A 19,661-nucleotide genomic window follows, 5' to 3' on the forward strand; every position below is an offset into this window, starting at 1 on the left:
AAAACTCCGCAGGCGACGATTTTCTCGGGTCGCCGGCGCCGCATCCCCCGCCGTTCCTGACAGTGGCGGCAAATCCGGTCGCGCAGCCGCAGATCCTGCCTCGGCTATCGCGCGCATCCCGCGCCCCTGCAAAAAGTCACCCGCTTTTTTGTTTGACTTCCAACTGTTTTATTGCAACACTACACCCAACCATCAGGACAACAGGAGACGACAATGGGGATCAGGGACAAGGTCGAACAACTGTGCGCACGCATGCACGACACGCCGCAATACGACACGCAGGGTGCCGTGCTGTTCGTCGACCTCGAGAAGCGCGAAACGCAGCGCAAGTACCTGCCGCTCGAGGTGCTGCGCACCTACCTCGGCGGACGCGGCGCCAATATGTACCTGCTCTACAACCTGCTGCAGGACGGGCGCGAAGCCCTCGACCCCGAAGTCCCCCTGATCTTCGGCGCCGGCACCCTCACCGGCGACATGCCGGCCGCCACCCGCGGCAACTTCACCAGCCGCTCGCCCGAGAGCGACGCGATCCTCGACACCAACGGCGGTGACTACTTCCCGTCCTTCGTCAAGCGCCACGGCTACGATCACATCGTGCTATACGGCCTGGCGCCGCAATGGACGCTGCTGCGCATCGCACATGAAGAAGTGCAGTTCATCGACGCGACGCCCTACCTCGGTCTCGACAACCTCGACCTGCCCGGCGCGATCGAACGCGACTTCGCATGCACCGAACGCAAGGACATGGCGCTCGCCCGCATCACCACCGCCGGCGAGAACCTGGCGCTGTGCAGCGGCATCATGGGCGGCATCAAGGCGATCTGGGCACGCGGCGGCGGCGGCGCGAAGATGGGTTCGCTGCACCTGAAGGCCATCATGGTGCACGGCAAGCCGGACGAAGCGCCCAAGGTGGCCGAACTCAAGGCGCACAACAAGGTGATCGGCAAGAAGATCACCTCGACCTCGGTGATCAAGAACGCCCTCAAGCAGGTCGGCACGCCCTTCCTGTACAAGCCGTCGCGCGTGCTCGGCGCACTCGGCACGCTGAACAATCAGAAGACGGACTGGCACCCGACGCTCGACGCCGACAACTTCGACCCCTACCGCCCGGGCATGGACGGTTGCTTCAAGTGCCCGGTGCATTGCCGCAACCTCAACGACATGACCCCCGAGGGCAAGGGCGGCTGGGGCTCGGCCGCGCTCAAGGGCCTGAAGGGCAACGCCAGCTATGACAAGGCGCAGGCCGACGTCGAGCACGGCAAGCAGCGCACCTACAACGGCATCCACAACGACGGCAAGTTCGACCAGTACGACAAGGGCGACGGCCCCGAGTACGTCACCGTCGGCAAGTTCGGCCCGATGATCGGCCTGAAGGAGCCCGAGCACATCCTGCGCCTCAACAACATCCTCAACGACCTCGGCCTCGACTCGGCCTCGACCGGCAGCGCGATCTCGTGGGCGATGGAGCTGTGGCAGCGCGGCATCATCGACGCGAGCCACACCGGCGGACTGGACCTGTCGTGGGGCAACTACGAGACGGTCGAGAAGCTGCTGTTCATGACCGCCAAGCGCGAAGGCTTCGGCGACACCATCGCCGACTCCGCACGCGCCGTCGAGCGCGGCAAGTATCCGGCCGAAGCCCTGGACTACCGCATGGCGGTGAAGGGCCTGTTCCAGTCCGACCCGCACGACGCGCGCATCCTCAAGGCCTTCGCGCTGGGCCTGTCGGTCGCCACGCGCGGCATGGACCACCTGCGCAACCGCGTCACGCTCGAGATCAACGCCCGCATCAACGACGACGCCGCGTTCAAGACCGAGCTTTACGGCGGCACCGTCGCGGCCGAGCCGAACCGCTACGAGGGCAAGGAATTCGCCGTGCGCCGCTGCGAGAACACCTTCGCCGTCGGCGACTCGGTGGGCATGTGCCGCTTCAACACCAAGCTGTTCAACTCACCGACGACCCCGGACTGCGGCGACTTCGCGACCCAGCTGACCACCGCGACCGCGCACGAATTCACCGGCGAGCAGCTGAACGAGATCGGCCGCAACATCACCGGCCTGGAGCGCCTGATCAACTTCCGCCTCGGCCTGCGCGGCAAGGACGACACCCTGCCGAAGCGCTGGTTCGAGGAACAGATCGAGGTCGGCCCGTTCAAGGGCGAGAAGGTCGACCGCAAGGAGTTCGAGGCGATGAAGGCGCGCTTCTACGAAGTCACCGGTCTCAACGCCGAGGGCGTGCCCAAGGCCGACTGGCACGAACAGCTCGCCGGCGCCACCACCGGCTTCGCCGTGCGCATCGAACTGCCGCACCCGCTGCCCGGCGCGCCGGAAAAGGCGATCGTCATCGACGAACCGGTCGCGAACGTCGTCGCACTGCGCGACGCCCTGGCCCGCCGCCTGCCCGAAGCCCGCGAGGCGCTCAACGACCATTCGTGGAACATCGCGGTCAACGGCCACATGGTCCTGGCGGGCGAGCGCGAGACCGCCCTGCACCATGGCGACCGCGTGGCCTTCGTACCGATCATCGCCGGCGGCTGAATAGCAAAATGGGCGGGGAGCCCGCTCCCCATCCGCGCAGCACGAAATGCAAACGGCGGACGATACCCTCGTCCGCCGTTTGTATTTACGGGACGACTTGCGCGCTGCTTGCCTAGTTCCAGCCCCCGCCCAGCGCCTTGTACAGCGCGATGCGGTTCGCGGCATCGGACTGGCGCACGGCGATCAGGTCCAGCTCGGCAGCGTACAGGCTGCGCTGCGCATCCAGCAGGCCGAAGTAGCTGTCGATGCCCGCCTTGTAACGCGCCTCCGATAGCTTGAAGCTCGCCTCGGTCGCCTCCACCAGCTTGCGCCGCGCGTCGAGCTGCTCGGTCAGCGTCGCGCGTTCGGCCAGCGCATCGGCCACTTCGCGGAACGCCAACTGGATCGCCTTCTCGTATTGCGCCACCGCGATCTCCCGCTGCACCTTCGTCGCCTCGAGATTCGCCGAGAGCCGCCCGGCCTCGAAGATCGGCAGCGAAATCTGCGGCGCGAAGCTCCACGTCCCCGATCCCGCCTCGAACAGGCCGTCCAGCGTGCTGCTCGCGGTGCCCGCCGCGGCGGTCAGCGTGATGCGCGGGAAGAAGGCCGCGCGCGCCGCGCCGATGCTGGCGTTCGCCGCACGCAGCTGGCGCTCCGTCTGCAGGATGTCCGGGCGACGCGTGAGCACCTCGGACGGCACGCCCGCCGGCAGCTCCGCCACCGACGTGATCGACTCAGTCAGGCCTTGCGGCAGCAACCCGACCGGAACCTCCGCACCGACCACCAGCGCCAGTGCATTCCGGTCCTGCGCGACGAGCGACGTGTAGCGCGCCGCATCGGCGCGTGCCCCTTCGAGCAGCGTCTGCGCCTGGCGCAGATCCACCGCCGAGGTCGCCCCCACATCGAAACTGCGCTTCGTCAGATCAAAGGACTTCTGCCGCGTCGCCAGCGTGTTGTTCGCCAGCGTCTGCCGCTCGCGATCCGCCGCGAGACGCAGCCACGCATCGGCGACTTCCGCGACGAGGCTGATCTGCGCGCTGCGCCGCGCTTCCTCGGTGCCGAGATACTGCTCCAGCGCCTGTTCGTTCAGGCTGCGGATGCGGCCGAAGAAATCCAACTCATAGGCCGAGAAACCCACCGTCGCGCTATAGCGCCGCGTGGTCGTCGCCGCGCCGTTGCTGCCGAGGTCGGCAGGCAGGCGCTGCGCCGTCTCGCCGGCGCTGGCTGAAATCGACGGGAACAGGTCCGCGCGCTGGATGCCGTACTGCGCCCGCGCTCGCTCGATGTTGAGTGCGGCGATGCGCAGGTCGCGATTGTTCGCGAGCGCCAGTTCGACGAGTTCGCGCAGGCGCGCGTCGGCGAAATAGTCGCGCCAGACCGGGGCCGCGCTCGCGGCGGTCGCGGGCGCATCCGGGAACGCGACCGGCACCGGCGCGGCCGGACGGTCATAGGCGGGAATCAGCGAGCAGGCTCCCGCCAGCGTGGCGGCGACCGCGACGACCAGGGTACGCATTTTGGTCATCACTTTGCCTCCTGTACGGCCGCCGCATCCGATACGGACACCTTGTCCTGCAGCTTGCTCTTGAAGATCCGCTTGATCACGACGTAGAACAGCGGAATGAAGAAGATGCCCAGCACGGTCGCCGCGATCGTGCCGCCGAGCACGCCGGTGCCGATGGCATTCTGGCTGCCCGCGCCCGCGCCCTTGGCGATCGCCAGCGGCAGCACGCCGAGGCCGAACGCCAGCGAGGTCATCAGGATCGGCCGCAGCCGCATGCGCACGGCCTCCAGCGTCGCCTCGATCAGATCCTTGCCCTCCTTCTCCATCTGCGCCTTCGCGAACTCCACGATCAGGATCGCGTTCTTCGCCGACAGCCCGATCGTGGCCAGCAGGCCGACCTGGAAATACACGTCGTTCGACAGCCCGCGCCCGGTCGCCGCCAGGATCGCGCCCAGCACCCCGAGCGGCACCACCAGCATCACCGCGAAGGGCACCGACCAGCTCTCGTACAGCGCCGCCAGACACAGGAACACCACCAGCAGCGACAGCGCGTACAAAGCAGGCGCCTGCGCCCCGGAACGGCGCTCCTCGTACGAGGTGCCGGTCCATTCGTAGCCGATCCCCGTCGGCAGCTTGGCCATGATCTCTTCGACCGCAGCCATCGCGTCACCCGAGGACAGCCCGGGCGCCGCCTGGCCGAGGATCTCGATCGACGGCTGGCCGTTGTACCGCTCGAGACGCGGCGACCCATACACCCAGCGCGCCGTCGTGAAGGCCGCGAGCGGCACCATCTCGCCCTGCTTGTTGCGCACGTACCACTTGCCGAGATCCTCCGGCGTCATCCGCGCGGGCGCATCGGCCTGCAGATACACCCGCTTGATGCGGCCACGATCGATGAAGTCATTCACATAGACACCGCCCCATGCCGTGTTCAGCGTGTCGTTGACGTCCGCGACCGAAACACCCAGTGCGCCCGCCTTCGCATGGTCGATGTCGAGCTGGTACTCCGCGACGTCGTCCTGGCCGTTCGGGCGCACGGCGACCAGCCGCTTGTCCTGCGCCGCCAGCCCCAGGAACTGGTTGCGCGCCCCGACCATCACGTCGTGACCGAGGCCCGCACGGTCCTGCAGCATCACGTTGAAGCCGTTCGACGTGCCCAGTTCCAGCACTGCCGGCGGAACGAAGGCGAAGACCATCGCCTCGCGGATCTGCGAGAACGCGCCCATCGCCCGCCCCGCCACCGACTTCACGTCGCGCCCGGGCGCGCGCCGCTCATCCCAGTCACGCATGCCGACGAAGCCCAGGCCCATGTTCTGGCCGCTGCCGCCGAAGCTGAAACCCGCCGCCGTGAAGATCGAGCGCACGTTATCCTTCTCGGTCTCGAGGAAGTGCTGCTCGACCTTCTTCAGCACCTCGACCGTGCGCTCCTGCGTCGCGCCTGCGGGCAGCGTGACCTGCGTGAACATCACGCCCTGGTCTTCCTCCGGCAGAAAGGACGTCGGCATGCGAGCGAACAGCAGGCCCAGCACGACGATGATCGCGACGTAGATCGCGAGGTAGCGGAAGCTGCGATGCAGGATGCGGGCAACCGCCGACTCGTAGCGATGCGTATTGCGCGCGAACATCACATTGAACCAGCGGAAGAAGCGCCCGAAGATGCTGCCTTCCCCGTGCCCATGGCCCTTTTCCACCGGCTTGAGCATCGTCGCGCACAGCGCCGGCGTGAACACGATCGCCACCAGCACCGACAAACCCATCGCCGCCGCGATCGTGATCGAGAACTGGCGATAGATCACTCCCGTCGAGCCGCCGAAGAACGCCATCGGGATGAACACAGCGGACAGCACGAGGCCGATACCGACCAGCGCCCCGGTGATCTGCCCCATCGACTTTTTCGTCGCCTCCTTGGGCGAGAGTCCCTCTTCGGTCATCACCCGCTCGACGTTCTCGACGACCACGATCGCATCGTCCACCAGCAGGCCGATCGCCAGCACCAGGCCGAACATCGTCAGCGTGTTGATCGAGAAGCCCGCCGCCGCCATCACGCCGAAGGTTCCGAGCAGCACCACCGGCACCGCGATCGTCGGAATGATCGTCGCGCGGAAGTTCTGCAGGAACAGGTACATCACGAGGAACACCAGCGCGATCGCCTCGATCAGCGTCTGCACCACGCCCTGGATCGAGATCTTCACGAACGGCGTCGTGTCGTACGGCACCACGACCTCGATGCCGGCTGGGAAGTAGGGCTTCATCTGCTCCATCTTCGCGCGCACCGCGGCCGCGGTTTCCAGCGCGTTCGCCCCCGCCGCCAGCTTCACGCCGATACCCGCCGCCGGCTTGCCGTTGAAGCGCCCGACGATGCCGTAGTTCTCCGCCCCGATCTCGATGCGCGCGACATCCTTGAGGCGCACCTCGCCGCCCTGCGCGGAGCTGCGCAGCAGGATCTTCTCGAACTGCGCAACCGACTCCAGGCGGTTCTGGGCCGTGATCGTCGCCGTGAAACCCTGCCCCGAAACCGCCGGCACGCCGCCGAGCTGACCAGCCGAAACCTGTGCATTCTGCGTCCGGATCGCCGTCTGCACGTCACCCGGCGTCAGGTGGAAATTGTTGAGCTTGGCCGGATCGAGCCAAATGCGCATCGCGTACTGCGCGCCAAACACCTGCACTTCGCCGACGCCGGTCACGCGCGACAGCGGATCCTGCACGCTCGACACCAGGAAGTCCGAGAGGTCGGCCCGGTCCATGCTGTTGTCGCCGGAGACGAAGCCCAGCACCATCAGGAAGTTGCGCGTCGACTTGGCGACCTGCACCCCCTGCTGCTGCACCGCCTGCGGCATCAGCGGCAGCGCGAGCTGCAGCTTGTTCTGCACCTGCACCTGCGCGATGTCGGGGTTCGTGCCCGCGTCGAAGGTCAGCGTGATCGTCGCGCGGCCGAAGGAGTCCGACGACGAACTCATGTACAGCAGCCCGTCGAGGCCGGTCATCTTCTGCTCGATGACCTGGGTGACGGAGTCCTGCACCGTTTTTGCCGAAGCGCCGGGATAGGTCGCGTTGATGACCACGGTCGGCGGTGCGATCGACGGATACTGCGCCACCGGCAGGCGCATGATCGACAGCGCGCCGAACAGCATGATGACGATCGCGATGACCCACGCGAAGATGGGCCGGTCGATGAAGAAACGTGCCATCGTCCGCTACCTCACTTGGCCGCCGCCGCGGCAGGCGCCGCCGCAGCCGCGGTTGCGGGCGAACCCGCCGCACCGGCTTCCTCGGCCTGCACCGCCGCACCCGGACGCACTTTCTGCAAGCCCTCGACGATCACGCGATCACCCGCAGACAAGCCTTGCGTCACCACCCAGGCATCTCCCTGCGACTGGCCCGTCGTGACGATGCGCGACTCGACCTTGCTCTCCCCATTGACCACCATCACCGTCGCGTTGCCACGTGCATCGCGGCTCAAAGCCGCATGCGGAACGAGGATCGCGTCACTGTTCACCCCTTGGGAGAGGCGCGCACGCACATACATGCCCGGCAGGAGGTCGCCCTTCGGATTCGGGAATACCGCACGCAGCGTCACGCTGCCGGTACCCTGATCGACGGTGATTTCCGAGAACTCCAGCTTGCCCTCGCTGCCATATAGCGAGCCATCCTCCAGCACCAGGCTGACCGGAACCGCGTCGCCGCCGACACGCTTCAGCCGGCCGTCGGCAAGATCGCGCCGCAACTTCAGCAGTTCCGCACTCGACTGAGTGACATCCACATAGATCGGATCGAGCTTCTGCACCGTCGCCAGGGCCGCAGCCTGATTGGCCGTCACCAGCGCGCCCGGCGTCACGGTCGAACGCCCGATGCGTCCGCTGATCGGCGAATTCACGCGGGTGAACTCGAGATCGATCTTCGCCTTGTCGACCGCCGCCTTCGCGCTCGCGACCTCGGCCTGCACCTGCTTGAGCTCGGCCGCCGCATCGTCGTTGGCCTGCCTGCTCACCGCCTCGATGCCGACCAGCTGCGCATAGCGCTCCGCCTTCAGCCGCGCCGCATGCACGTTCGCCTCGGCGCGCGCGAGATTCGCCTTCGCGCTGTCGTACGCGGCCTGATAGGTCGCCGGGTCGATCTGGTACAGGACCTGCCCGGCCTTCACCTCGCTGCCTTCCGTGAACAGGCGCTGCTTGACGATCCCGCCCACCTGCGGCCGCAGCTCCGCGATCAGATAAGGAGCGGTCCGTCCCGGCAGCTCCGACGTCAGCGGCACCGCTTCCGTGCGTACCGAAACCACCGTCACGGCGGGCGCTCCCTGCCCCGCGCCGGGCCCGGCCGGTTGCGACTTGTCGCCGCTGCACGCGCTCGATAGAAATGCGCCAACGACGACCATTGTCAGGACGTTGTAACGCAGGCTGGGGGTTCTATGCATGTTTCGCCTCGAAATCATCGCGGACCGCCGGTCGCGGTCCGCTGAACGAATTTGATTGTGCCTGAACTAGAATGAACATTCTAGATCGAACGCTCATTCTATGTTAGCCTTGATCACAGATCAATGTTGCTGCAAACCGATTACGACCACGAGAACCGCCAGATGTGCCCCGGACCCGCCGAACGATCACGCGCTGACGCGCGCCGCGCCCAGATTCTTGCCGCTGCAGTCGACTGCTTCCGCCAGCATGGATTTCATGGCGCCAGCATTGCACAGATCTCGAAGGCGGCCGGCATGAGCCCGGGGCACATCTATCACTACTTCGAGAACAAGGAAGCGATCATCTCGGCGATCGTCGCGGGCGACCTCGAACGTTTCCTGATCCTCACATCGGAAATCCGGTCCGCGTGCAACGTGCGCGAAGCGATGCTCGACCGCGTGGCCGAAGGCATCGACCAGTGCCTGGACCACCAGACCGCAGGCCTGAAGCTGGAAATCGTCGCCGAAGCCTCGCGCAACCCGCATGTCGCCGAAATCGTGCGCTCGGCGGACAAGGTCTGCCGTGAAAGCCTCATGCTGACGATGCGCGACATGCGCCGTGCGGCCGGTCACGAGGACGACGACGCCACGCTTGCCGCGATGGTCGAGGTCTTCGTGTCGATGTTCGAAGGCCTGCAGATCCGGACCATCCGCAACCCGGGCATCGACCGCAGCGTCGTAATTCCCCTGTTCCAGCACTCCCTGCGCGCCCTGCTCGACCAGACACCCTGAATGCGCGGATCGCCCCTCACTCGGCGCCCGGATCGTCCGCGGAATCCGGGAACAGCACCTCGGTAAAGCCGAACCGGCTCAGGTCGCGCATTCGCATCGGGTACAACACGCCGGCCAGATGATCGCACTCGTGCTGCACCACTCGTGCATGGAAGCCCTCCACGCTGCGGTCGATGCGGCTGCCGTCCGGCGCATGGCCCTGGTAGCGGATACGGCGGTAACGCGGCACCACACCGCGTAGCCCCGGCACCGACAGGCAACCTTCCCAGCCCTCCTCCTCGTCCGCGCCCAGCGGCGTGATCACCGGATTCACCAGGATCGTGCGCGGCACCGGCGGAGCATCCGGATAGCGCTCGCTGTGCTCGAAGCCGAAGATCACCACCTGCAGGCTCACCCCGATCTGCGGAGCAGCCAGCCCGACGCCGCCGGCCGCGGCCATCGTATCGAACATGTCCCCGACCAGTGCGTCGAGTTCACGCGTGCCGAACGTGCGCACCGGCTCGGCCGCGTGCAACAGGCGCGGATCGCCCATGCGGAGGATGGTTCTGACTGCCATGGATTGCACGCTCCCGAACGGATTCGATGTAACAGGCCCCGGCCGGACAGCCGGCGCCCCGCGCGCAATGGTACGACGCAGCCTCGTCACGTCAAGGCAGACGCACCAACGCCCGGAATCGGGTCCCCCAAGCTGCCTGCGGCCCCACTACCCGATCGCGGCGAATTGACCCGTTTTCCCTGCGCTTATCGACGCAGCACCGGTCGCAGCCGCGCGATAACCTGCATCCATGTCCGAACCGGTTGGTGCGAACGGACGAGGAGCAACAAATGGAAATCGAATATCTCGAGTACGAGTGCGAAGTGATCGACCTCGACGACACTGCGGCGCGCGGCTACGATTCACAGGCCGAAGAAGCCGCCGTCGAGGCGGTGTTCGCAAGCTGGTTCACCGATTTGCGCAGCCGCGGCGCACCCGTGGTGAACGCCGACGTGAACTGAAAGCCCGGCGCAGCGGCTGTCGACGAAACCCGTCGCGGACGCCCGCAATACCCATGGCTTCAGGACGAATCAGCAGGATGACGCCGGCTCTCTTCGAAAACTGCGACGAGCGCTCGACCGGCCGCGAAGAACTCGCACCGGGCGCCGCAGTGCTGCGTGGCTTCGCGCGTCCGCACGCCGAACATCTCGCTGCCGCGATCGCGGAGATCACCGCCCGCGCGCCGTTCCGCCACATGCTGACGCCAGGCGGCCAGCACATGTCCGCAGCGATGACCAACTGCGGCCCGCTCGGCTGGATCTCCGACCGCAACGGCTATCGCTACGAAGCTTGCGATCCGCTCAGCGGCACCCCGTGGCCGCCGATGCCCGGATCCTTCGCCCACCTTGCGGCCGACGCGGCAGCTGCAGCCGGCTATCCCGGATTCCTTCCCGACGCCTGCCTCATCAACCGCTACGACCCCGGCACACGCATGTCCCTCCATCAGGACCGCGACGAGCGTGATCTCACCGCCCCCATCGTCTCGGTATCGCTCGGCCTGCCCGCAGTTTTTCTATTCGGTGGGCTGAGCCGCAGCGATCGCAGCGACCGCATCGCGCTCATGCACGGCGACGTGGTCGTGTGGGGCGGTCCGTCACGGCTGCGCTTTCACGGCATCCTGCCCGTGAAGGAAGGCACTCACCCCCTGCTCGGCCGTCAGCGCATCAACCTGACCTTCCGCAAAGCGGCCTGAACATCCGCACGACATCGCACACGCCCATCCGGGGCCGAGCAGGCGAATCTCCGGCTGGAACATGCTCTCCGGTGGGCGGAAAGATCACTCCGAAGCAGGCAGAAACACGAAAGCCGGCTTGCGCCGGCTTTCATGCTGCTGATTTAACAGCGGATTCTGGTGGGTGCTGACGGGGTCGAACCGCCGACATTCGCCTTGTAAGGGCGACGCTCTACCAACTGAGCTAAGCACCCGTACTGGACGGGGGCTAGGCCCGTTCCAGCAAAGTCGATCAGTTTACAGCATCTTTCAGAGCCTTGCCAGCCCTGAACTTCGGAACCTTTGCAGCCTTGATCTTGATGTTCTTGCCGGTACGCGGATTGCGGCCGGTGCGCGCGGCACGCGCCCCAACATGGAAGGTGCCGAATCCGACAAGGGTCACGGAGTCGCCCGCCTGAAGCGCGCCCTTGACCGCCGCAATCGCTGCATCGAGCGCCTTGCCCGCGGCCGCCTTCGACAACTCTGCTTCGGAGGCGATTTGGTCGATCAGTTCGGATTTGTTCACTTAAGTCCCCTTTTGGATATGAGAGCGATAACCCGAAATGCGCAAACCCTCGGCTGGTGCCGCATTCAGGGCGATTCCAAATGCGTTGCGAGAAGCACGGACTTTATATCGCGCTGTATTCCGGGGTGTCAATACGCGCTGCAGCGTTTTACATCACTGCAACGCGTATCGACGCGGGACTTGGTGAACGCCCCCTCGTGCTCAGTGCGCGCGGACGGTCTTGCCCGTGGCGCCGCCTTCAGCGGATTCCGCCGGCGGAGTTTCCTCCGCCACGGCGTCCGGCAGCGGCTGGGGCATGCGTTCGAGCGCGTGTTCGAGCACCTGATCGATCCAGCGCACCGGGACGACTTCGATCGCATTCTTGATGTTCTCGGGGATCTCCACCAGATCCTTGACGTTCTCTTCCGGAATGAGCGCCACGCGGATGCCACCACGCACCGCCGCCAGCAACTTTTCCTTGAGGCCGCCGATCGGCAACACCTCGCCGCGGAGCGTGATTTCCCCGGTCATCGCAACGTCGCAACGCACCGGAATGCCCGAGAGCACCGACACCAGCGCGGAGCAGATCGCGGTGCCCGCCGACGGACCGTCCTTGGGAATCGCGCCTTCCGGCAGGTGAATATGGATGTCGCTCTTCTGGTAGAAGTCTTCCTGGATGCCCAGCGAGCGCGAACGCTTGCGCACCACCGACAGCGCAGCCTGGATCGACTCCTGCATCACCTCGCCGAGCTTGCCGGTCGTCATGACCTTGCCCTTGCCCGGCAGTGCAACCGCCTCCACCGTGAGGAGCTCGCCGCCGACCTCGGTCCATGCCAGCCCCGTTACCTGGCCGATCTGGTTTTCCTTCTCGGCCATGCCGAAGGAGTACTTGCGCACGCCTAGGTACTTGTCGAGATTCTTCGCGTTGACGATGACCTTGCTGGTGCGCTTCTTCAGCACCAGCGACTTCACCACCTTGCGGCAGATCTTCGAGATCTCGCGCTCCATGCTGCGCACGCCCGCCTCGCGGGTGTAGTAGCGGCACACGTCGCGCAACGCTTCGTCGGTCACCGACAGCTCGTCGCGCTTCAGCCCGTTGTTCTTCATCTGCTTCGGCAGCAGATAGCGCAACGCGATGTTGACCTTCTCGTCTTCCGTGTAGCCGGACAGGCGGATCACCTCCATCCGGTCGAGCAGCGCCGCCGGGATGTTGAGGGTGTTCGCCGTCGCCACGAACATCACGTCCGACAGGTCGAAATCGACCTCAATGTAGTGGTCCTGGAAGGTGTGGTTCTGCTCCGGGTCGAGCACTTCGAGCAGCGCCGAGCTTGGATCGCCACGGAAATCCATGCCGAGCTTGTCCACCTCGTCGAGCAGGAACAGCGGGTTCTTCACCCCGACCTTGTTCATGTTCTGCAGGATCTTGCCCGGCATCGAACCGATGTAGGTGCGGCGGTGGCCGCGGATCTCGGCCTCGTCGCGCACGCCACCCAAGGCCATGCGCACGAACTTGCGATTGGTCGCCTTCGCGATCGACTGGCCGAGCGAGGTCTTGCCCACGCCCGGAGGCCCGACGAGGCACAGGATCGGCGCCTTGACCTTGTCGACGCGCTGCTGCACCGCGAGGTACTCGAGGATGCGTTCCTTCACGCGCTCGAGGCCGTAGTGATCCTTGTCGAGGATTTTCTCCGCCTCGGCGAGATCGCGGCTCACGCGCGACTTCTTCTTCCACGGCAGACCGATCAGCGTGTCGATGTAGTTGCGCACGACGGTCGCTTCGGCGGACATCGGCGACATCAGGCGCAGCTTCTTGAACTCGGCCTGGGCCTTCACGAGCGCCTCCTTGGGCATGCCCGCAGCCTTGATCTTCTTGTCCATCTCCTCGAGGTCGGCACCTTCCTCGCCTTCCCCAAGTTCCTTCTGGATCGCCTTGACCTGCTCGTTCAGGTAGTACTCGCGCTGGCTCTTCTCCATCTGGCGCTTGACGCGGCCACGGATGCGCTTTTCGACCTGCAGGATGTCGAGTTCCGTCTCGAGTTGCGACAGCAGGCGCTCCAGGCGATCGCCGGTGTCCGCCATCTCCAGCACCTCCTGCTTCTGCTCGAGCTTGAGTGGCAGGTGGGCGGCAATGGTGTCCGCAAGCCGACCGGCATCGTCGATCCCGGACAGCGACGCGAGGATCTCCGGCGGGATCTTCTTGTTCAGCTTAACGTACTGGTCGAACTGGGCGATGATCGCGCGACGCATCGCTTCGAGTTCGTTGTTGTCGGTTTCGGGGACCGGCACCGGCGTGACTTTCGCCACGAAGACGCTGCGCAGGTCTTCGACCGAGTCGACGCGGGCACGCTGCACGCCTTCGACGAGCACCTTGATCGTGCCGTCGGGGAGCTTGAGCATCTGCAGGATGTTGGCGATGCAGCCGATCTCGTAGAGATCCTCGGCCGAAGGCTCGTCCTTGGCGGCGGATTTCTGCGCCACGAGGAGGATACCCTTGCCCGCCTCCATGGCGTTCTCGAGGGCCTTTATCGACTTCGGGCGACCCACGAAGAGCGGAATCACCATGTGCGGGAACACCACTACATCGCGCAGCGGCAGCAGCGGCAGTTCCATTTGCTCGTGGGGGAGGTCAAGCGGGCCTGACATGATTGTTATTACCTCGAAAGGACTGGTCAGGCCCACATGGGGGCCCGACCATGAAATATCAAGCGGCGCCTAGAACCGATTTCGGGTTTAGTTGGAACCCGACACCTTTTGTTGATCCGCATAGATCAACAGCGGCTGGGCGCCTTCTTCGATGGTGCCTTCGTCGACGACCACCTTCTCCACCCCTTTCATGGTGGGCAAGTCGTACATGATGTCCAGCAGCGCGCCCTCGAGAATCGAGCGCAGGCCGCGAGCGCCGGTCTTGCGGCGGATCGCCTTGCGCGCCACGGCGTGCAGTGCCGCCGGACGAATCTCGAGCTCCACGCCTTCCATCGAGAACAGCTTCTGGTATTGCTTGATCAGCGCGTTCTTCGGCTCCACGAGAATCTGGATCAGCGCAGCCTCATCGAGTTCCTGCAAGGTCGCGACGACCGGCAAGCGGCCGACGAATTCGGGGATCAGACCGAACTTCACGAGGTCTTCCGGCTCCACGTGGCGGAAGGATTCGGTCTGATTGCGCCCTGCGCGGCTCTTGATCTCCGCACCGAAGCCGATGCCGATCTTCTCGGTGCGGTTGCGGATGACCTTCTCCAGACCGTCGAAAGCGCCACCGCAGATGAAGAGGATGTTGGTGGTGTCGACCTGGATGAAGTCCTGGTTCGGGTGCTTGCGTCCGCCCTGCGGCGGAATCGACGCCACAGTGCCTTCGATGAGCTTGAGCAGCGCCTGCTGCACGCCCTCGCCAGACACGTCGCGCGTGATCGACGGGTTGTCGGACTTGCGCGAAATCTTGTCGATCTCGTCGATATAGACGATGCCGTGCTGCGCCTTGTCGACGTCGTAGTCGCACTTCTGCAGCAGCTTCTGGATGATGTTTTCGACGTCCTCGCCGACATAGCCGGCTTCGGTGAGCGTCGTTGCATCCGCCATCACGAACGGGACGTTGAGGAGGCGCGCGAGGGTCTGCGCGAGCAGCGTCTTGCCGGAGCCGGTGGGCCCGATCAGCAGGATGTTGCTCTTCGACAGCTCGACGTCGTCCTTGCGCCCCGAAATGTGGCGCAGGCGCTTGTAGTGGTTGTACACGGCGACGGCCAGGTTGCGCTTGGCCTGCTGCTGGCCGATCACATACTGGTTGAGGATCTCGCAGATCTCGGCCGGGGTGGGCAGGCTGTTGCTGCCGCCTTCGGTCTCCGCCGACTGCGCGATCTCGTCACGGATGATGTCGTTGCACAGCTCGATGCACTCGTCGCAGATAAAGACCGACGGCCCCGCAATGAGTTTGCGAACCTCATGCTGGCTCTTTCCGCAAAACGAGCAGTACAGCAGCTTTTCGCCGCCCGCCTTTTTTTCCGTCATGGTCTTCCTCTCGTATTTCAGGCTTCGGCGCGGGTCGTCAGCACCTTGTCGACGATGCCGTATTCCACTGCATCCTTCGCCGACATGAAGTTGTCGCGATCCGTGTCCTTCTCGATCCGCTCGATTGCCTGCCCGGTGTGCTTGGCGAGCATTTCGTTGAGGCGTGCCCGGATGTTGAGGATCTCGCGGGCATGGATTTCGATGTCGGACGCCTGCCCCTGGAAACCGCCCAGCGGCTGATGAATCATGACGCGCGAGTTGGGCAGGCAGAAGCGCTTGCCCTTCGCGCCGGCGGCGAGCAGGAAGGAGCCCATGCTCGCGGCCTGCCCGATGCACAGCGTGCTGACGTCGGGCTTGATGAACTGCATCGTGTCGTAGATCGCCATCCCCGCCGACACCGATCCCCCGGGGGAATTGATGTAGAAGAAGATGTCCTTGTCCGGGTTCTCGGACTCGAGGAAAAGCAACTGCGCCACGATCAGGTTGGCGGTGACGTCATTCACCGGACCGACCAGAAACACCACGCGCTCCTTCAGGAGGCGCGAATAGATGTCGTAGGCGCGCTCGCCGCGACCGCTCTGTTCAACCACCATCGGGACCAGGCCGAGGCCGACCGGATCCCAGCTGCTGCCTGAATGTGGCGCCATGTTGCTCATTCCTTGGACCTTTGCGGCATCAGGCCGCGTTATTACCCATCAGTTCATCAAACGACACTGCGCTCTCGGTGGTCTGGGCCTGCGCGCTGACCCATTCGACCACGTTGTCCTCGATCACGACGGCCTCAGCCTGCCCGAGACGTTCCGGTTGCGCGTAATACCAGCGTACCAGTTCCGACGGATCTTCGTAGCTCTGGGCCATCTCCTCGACCAGCGCACGAACCTGCTCCGGTTTGGCGTAGAGTTCCTTCGCCTTCACGAGTTCGGACATGATCAGGCCCAGTTTGACACGACGCACGGCCTGCTCGGTAAACCAGGCGGCCTCGACGGGGATGTCCTTGGTCTTCATGCCACGCATCTCGAGGTCGCGCTTGGCGTTCTCGGCCAGCTGGCGGCTCTCCGCTTCGATCAGCGCCTTCGGCACTTCGATCGGGTTGGCGGTCAGCAGCGCATCCATGACCTGTTCCTTGATCTTGGCCTGGATGCGGCGCTTCACCTCACGCTCGAGGTTAGCGCGCACTTCGTCGCGCAGCTTGGAAACGTCGCCGTCGGCGACGCCCAGCGCACGAGCGAGATCGGCATCGACCGCCGGCAGGACCGCCGCTTCGACGCGCTTCACGGTAACTTCGAACTGGACCGTCTGGCCGGCGAGGTTACGGGCATGGTAGTCCTCGGGGAAGGTCATGTCGAAAGTCTTGCTTTCGCCCGCGGCGAGGCCGGTCACGGCCGTCTCGAAGTCCTTGAGCATCGAGCCGGCGCCGATCACGAAGGGGAAGTCCTGCGCCTGGCCGCCTTCGAACAGCTCGCCGTCCTTGCGGCCGGCGAAATCGATCACGACGCGGTCGCCATCGGCGGCGGCGCGCTCGGCGGTCTCGAAGCGGGTGCGCTGCTTGCGCAGCACTTCAATGGTCTTGTCGACTTCGGCATCGCCGACGACCAGCACCGGGCGCTCGACCTTGCATTGCGACAGATCACCCAACTCCACCTGCGGGTAGACTTCGAACACGGCGCTGAACGACAGCGTGCCCTCAGCGGCGGCTTCCTTCGGTTCGATGCGGGGATAGCCGGCGACGCGCAGGTTCTGTTCGCGCACGGATTCGCCGAACGCCTTTTCGACCGCAGCACCGATCGCTTCGGAGCGTGCCTGCGATTCGTAGGTCTGGGCGACAATCTTGAGCGGCACCTTGCCAGGCCGGAAACCCGGCATCTTCACGGTACGCGCCATGCGCTTCAGGCGTGAATCGACCTCCTTGTCGATATCTGCCATGGACACGGACATGTCGATGCGGCGCTCCAGCGCGCCCAGCGTTTCCTGGTTGGTCTGCATTAAATAACGATCCCTGACAAGTCAAAGTTTGCTCACAAGGCACCCGCCGGGTTTCGGGGACGCCAGCCCGACCATGGCGGACGAACGGAGCGCGTAAAAAGTAGGTTTTCGATTCTAGCACAGCAGACGCCCCTTCCTTCCAGAGTCCTTCCGGCCGCAAAATGAGCCTTGAGACCTTGCGCATGGAATGACAAGAACCACGGAACTTGGGCCGGCACACGCCCTCTGACGGGTGTCGGTGAACGGCTCGCCCCAGACAGGAGGAATCCAGATGACGATCTTCAATGCCTATCAGGCCCGATTCGAGGCGGCTCGCGAAGAGGAGATGTCCATCCAGGAGTACCTGGAGTTGTGCCGGTCGGATCGTTCGGCGTACGCAACGGCTGCGGAGCGGATGCTGATGGCGATCGGCGAACCCGAACTGGTCGACACTCGCGTTGACCCTCGCCTGTCGCGCATCTTCTCGAACAAGATGCTCAAGATCTACCCCGCCTTCCGCGATTTCTACGGCATGGAGGAGGTGATCGAGCATATCGTCTCCTACTTCCGCCATGCGGCGCAGGGACTGGAGGAGAAGAAGCAGATCCTCTACCTGCTTGGGCCGGTCGGCGGGGGCAAGTCGTCCCTCGCGGAGAAGCTGAAGTCACTGATCGAAAACGTCCCGTTCTTCGCGATCAAGGGGTCGCCGGTGCATGAGTCGCCGTTGGGGCTGTTCGACGTGAATGAGGACGGCCGCCTGCTCGAGGACGATTTCGGCATCCCGCGGCGCTACCTCAACACGATCATGAGCCCGTGGGCGGTAAAGCGCCTGCACGAATTCAACGGCGACATCACGCGCTTCCGCGTCGTCAAGCTGCGGCCGTCGGTGCTCAAGCAGACCGCCGTCGCCAAGACCGAGCCGGGCGACGAGAACAACCAGGACATTTCCTCGCTGGTCGGCAAGATCGACATCCGCAAGCTCGAACAGTATTCCCAGGACGACCCGGATGCGTACAGCTACTCGGGTGGCCTGTGCTTGGCGAACCGCGGTCTGCTGGAATTCGTCGAGATGTTCAAGGCGCCGATCAAGGTGCTGCACCCCTTGCTGACGGCGACGCAGGAAGGCAACTACAAGGGCACCGAGGGCTTCGGTGCGATCCCGTTCGACGGCATCGTGATGGCGCACTCGAACGAGTCGGAGTGGGTCGCGTTCAAGAACAACCGCAACAACGAGGCCTTCCTCGACCGGATCTACACCGTGAAGGTGCCGTACTGCCTGCGCGTGTCCGACGAGATCCACATCTACGAGAAGCTGCTCGTCGAGAGCTCTTTGGCGGACGCCCCGTGCGCGCCGGACACGCTGCGCATGATGGCGCAGTTCGCCGTGCTGTCGCGCCTGAAGGAGCCCGAGAACTCGAGCATCTATTCGAAGATGCGCATCTATGACGGCGAGAACCTCAAGGACACCGATCCGAAGGCGAAGAGCTTCCAGGAGTATCGCGATTACGCCGGCGTCGACGAGGGCATGACCGGCCTGTCGACGCGGTTCGCGTTCAAGGCGCTGTCCAAGGTGTTCAACTTCGACCACCGCGAGGTGGCGGCGAACCCGGTACACCTGATGTATGTGCTCGAACAGCAGATCGAACAGGAACAGTACTCGCCTGAGGTCGAGGCGCGCTACATGGGCTACATCAAGGAGTTCCTGGCGCCGCGTTACGCCGAATTCATCGGCAAGGAAATCCAGACTGCATACTTGGAAAGCTACTCGGAGTATGGTCAGAACATCTTCGACCGCTACGTGACCTACGCCGACTTCTGGATCCAGGACCAGGAGTTCCGCGATCCGAATACGGGCGAGATCCTCGACCGCTCGGCCCTCAACGACGAACTGGAGAAGATCGAGAAGCCCGCCGGCATCAGCAACCCGAAGGACTTCCGCAACGAGGTGGTGAACTTCGTGCTGCGCGCAAGGGCCAAACACGACGGCAAGAACCCGAGCTGGACGAGCTACGAGAAGCTGCGCGGCGTGATCGAGAAGAAGATGTTCTCGAACACCGAGGAGCTGCTGCCGGTGATCAGCTTCAACGCGAAGGCGAGCGCCGACGACCAGAAGAAGCACCAGGACTTCGTCGATCGCATGATCGACAAGGGCTACACCGAGAAGCAGGTGCGGCTGCTGTGCGAATGGTATCTGCGGGTCCGCAAGTCGTCGTGACCGACGCGCCGTCCGGACGAAGCGTCCGGACGGCG

14 protein-coding genes and 1 tRNA gene are annotated in these 19,661 nt (G+C 64.6%); 5 read left to right on the forward strand and 10 right to left on the reverse strand.

Going from position 1 to position 19,661, the window contains the following annotated elements; translation table 11 throughout:
* The first annotated feature begins 213 nt into the window (after positions 1-213).
* Positions 214-2,538: an aldehyde ferredoxin oxidoreductase C-terminal domain-containing protein gene (locus GPA27_RS00165; protein ID WP_169136579.1), complete on the forward strand. Its 2,325-nt coding sequence runs from the start codon at positions 214-216 to the stop codon at positions 2,536-2,538.
* Between the two features lie 112 nt (positions 2,539-2,650).
* On the opposite strand, the gene adeC is transcribed toward GPA27_RS00165, so the two are convergent.
* Genes adeC through GPA27_RS00180 form a run of 3 tightly spaced genes read right to left on the reverse strand, consistent with a single transcriptional unit; the run spans position 2,651 to position 8,429 of the window.
* Positions 2,651-4,039 carry an AdeC/AdeK/OprM family multidrug efflux complex outer membrane factor gene (gene adeC / locus GPA27_RS00170; RefSeq protein ID WP_169136581.1) on the reverse strand — a complete coding sequence of 463 codons (1,389 nt, stop codon included), beginning with the start codon at positions 4,037-4,039 and terminating at the stop codon, positions 2,651-2,653.
* Positions 4,039-7,206 carry an efflux RND transporter permease subunit gene (locus tag GPA27_RS00175; RefSeq protein WP_169136583.1) on the reverse strand — a complete coding sequence of 1,056 codons (3,168 nt, stop codon included), beginning with the start codon at positions 7,204-7,206 and terminating at the stop codon, positions 4,039-4,041. Before GPA27_RS00175 ends, adeC begins: the two co-directional genes overlap by 1 nt.
* Positions 7,207-7,217: 11 nt before the next feature.
* On the reverse strand, positions 7,218-8,429 hold the full coding sequence (locus tag GPA27_RS00180) for an efflux RND transporter periplasmic adaptor subunit (RefSeq protein ID WP_169136585.1): 1,212 nt from the start codon (positions 8,427-8,429) through the stop codon (positions 7,218-7,220).
* 123 nt (positions 8,430-8,552) lie between these two features.
* On the opposite strand from GPA27_RS00180, the gene GPA27_RS00185 reads away from it, so the two are divergent.
* On the forward strand, positions 8,553-9,200 hold the full coding sequence (locus GPA27_RS00185) for a TetR/AcrR family transcriptional regulator (protein WP_169136587.1): 648 nt from the start codon (positions 8,553-8,555) through the stop codon (positions 9,198-9,200).
* A 16-nt stretch (positions 9,201-9,216) separates the two neighbouring features.
* Here GPA27_RS00185 and def read toward each other — a convergent pair whose 3' ends face one another.
* Complete coding sequence (gene def / locus GPA27_RS00190) at positions 9,217-9,756, reverse strand: peptide deformylase (RefSeq protein WP_169136589.1); 540 nt, start codon at positions 9,754-9,756, stop codon at positions 9,217-9,219.
* 269 nt (positions 9,757-10,025) lie between these two features.
* On the opposite strand from def, the gene GPA27_RS00195 reads away from it, so the two are divergent.
* Together GPA27_RS00195 and alkB are read left to right on the forward strand one after the other, a co-directional pair.
* Complete coding sequence (locus GPA27_RS00195; RefSeq protein ID WP_169136591.1) at positions 10,026-10,196, forward strand: hypothetical protein; 171 nt, start codon at positions 10,026-10,028, stop codon at positions 10,194-10,196.
* 77 nt (positions 10,197-10,273) lie between these two features.
* Entirely contained in the window at positions 10,274-10,927 is a 654-nt protein-coding gene (gene alkB / locus GPA27_RS00200; protein WP_169136593.1) for a DNA oxidative demethylase AlkB, read from the forward strand.
* Between the two features lie 157 nt (positions 10,928-11,084).
* Here the strand turns inward: alkB and GPA27_RS00205 are convergent.
* From GPA27_RS00205 to tig, 6 genes are all read right to left on the reverse strand, one after another.
* A tRNA-Val gene (locus GPA27_RS00205) sits at positions 11,085-11,160 on the reverse strand.
* A gap of 38 nt (positions 11,161-11,198) precedes the next feature.
* On the reverse strand, positions 11,199-11,471 hold the full coding sequence (locus GPA27_RS00210; protein ID WP_076601040.1) for an HU family DNA-binding protein: 273 nt from the start codon (positions 11,469-11,471) through the stop codon (positions 11,199-11,201).
* Positions 11,472-11,672: 201 nt separating this feature from the next.
* On the reverse strand, positions 11,673-14,093 hold the full coding sequence (gene lon / locus GPA27_RS00215) for an endopeptidase La (protein ID WP_169136595.1): 2,421 nt from the start codon (positions 14,091-14,093) through the stop codon (positions 11,673-11,675).
* An 87-nt stretch (positions 14,094-14,180) separates the two neighbouring features.
* Complete coding sequence (clpX, locus tag GPA27_RS00220) at positions 14,181-15,449, reverse strand: ATP-dependent Clp protease ATP-binding subunit ClpX (protein WP_169136597.1); 1,269 nt, start codon at positions 15,447-15,449, stop codon at positions 14,181-14,183.
* Positions 15,450-15,466: 17 nt separating this feature from the next.
* Positions 15,467-16,105, reverse strand: a complete 639-nt coding sequence (clpP, locus tag GPA27_RS00225) for an ATP-dependent Clp endopeptidase proteolytic subunit ClpP (RefSeq protein WP_050416518.1) — start codon at positions 16,103-16,105, stop codon at positions 15,467-15,469.
* A 19-nt stretch (positions 16,106-16,124) separates the two neighbouring features.
* Positions 16,125-17,432 (reverse strand): trigger factor, encoded by a 1,308-nt coding sequence (tig, locus tag GPA27_RS00230; protein ID WP_169136599.1) that lies wholly within the window; start codon positions 17,430-17,432, stop codon positions 16,125-16,127.
* Positions 17,433-17,703: 271 nt separating this feature from the next.
* On the opposite strand from tig, the gene GPA27_RS00235 reads away from it, so the two are divergent.
* The gene (locus GPA27_RS00235; RefSeq protein ID WP_169136601.1) at positions 17,704-19,626 is read left to right on the forward strand and encodes a PrkA family serine protein kinase; all 1,923 of its coding nucleotides are present in this window, start codon (positions 17,704-17,706) and stop codon (positions 19,624-19,626) included.
* Positions 19,627-19,661 lie beyond the last annotated feature (35 nt).

This window comes from Aromatoleum toluolicum (assembly GCF_012911005.2).
Taxonomy (GTDB): domain Bacteria; phylum Pseudomonadota; class Gammaproteobacteria; order Burkholderiales; family Rhodocyclaceae; genus Aromatoleum; species Aromatoleum toluolicum.

What these genes read in the sequence shown, in the direction of transcription:
- GPA27_RS00165 (WP_169136579.1), top strand. Translation starts at nt 214, where the DNA reads ATGGGGATCAGGGACAAGGTCGAACAACTGTGCGCACGCATGCACGAC.
- adeC (WP_169136581.1), bottom strand. Translation starts at nt 4,039, where the DNA reads ATGACCAAAATGCGTACCCTGGTCGTCGCGGTCGCCGCCACGCTGGCG.
- GPA27_RS00175 (WP_169136583.1), bottom strand. Translation starts at nt 7,206, where the DNA reads ATGGCACGTTTCTTCATCGACCGGCCCATCTTCGCGTGGGTCATCGCG.
- GPA27_RS00180 (WP_169136585.1), bottom strand. Translation starts at nt 8,429, where the DNA reads ATGCATAGAACCCCCAGCCTGCGTTACAACGTCCTGACAATGGTCGTC.
- GPA27_RS00185 (WP_169136587.1), top strand. Translation starts at nt 8,553, where the DNA reads ATGTTGCTGCAAACCGATTACGACCACGAGAACCGCCAGATGTGCCCC.
- def (WP_169136589.1), bottom strand. Translation starts at nt 9,756, where the DNA reads ATGGCAGTCAGAACCATCCTCCGCATGGGCGATCCGCGCCTGTTGCAC.
- GPA27_RS00195 (WP_169136591.1), top strand. Translation starts at nt 10,026, where the DNA reads ATGGAAATCGAATATCTCGAGTACGAGTGCGAAGTGATCGACCTCGAC.
- alkB (WP_169136593.1), top strand. Translation starts at nt 10,274, where the DNA reads ATGACGCCGGCTCTCTTCGAAAACTGCGACGAGCGCTCGACCGGCCGC.
- lon (WP_169136595.1), bottom strand. Translation starts at nt 14,093, where the DNA reads ATGTCAGGCCCGCTTGACCTCCCCCACGAGCAAATGGAACTGCCGCTG.
- clpX (WP_169136597.1), bottom strand. Translation starts at nt 15,449, where the DNA reads ATGACGGAAAAAAAGGCGGGCGGCGAAAAGCTGCTGTACTGCTCGTTT.
- clpP (WP_050416518.1), bottom strand. Translation starts at nt 16,105, where the DNA reads ATGAGCAACATGGCGCCACATTCAGGCAGCAGCTGGGATCCGGTCGGC.
- tig (WP_169136599.1), bottom strand. Translation starts at nt 17,432, where the DNA reads ATGCAGACCAACCAGGAAACGCTGGGCGCGCTGGAGCGCCGCATCGAC.
- GPA27_RS00235 (WP_169136601.1), top strand. Translation starts at nt 17,704, where the DNA reads ATGACGATCTTCAATGCCTATCAGGCCCGATTCGAGGCGGCTCGCGAA.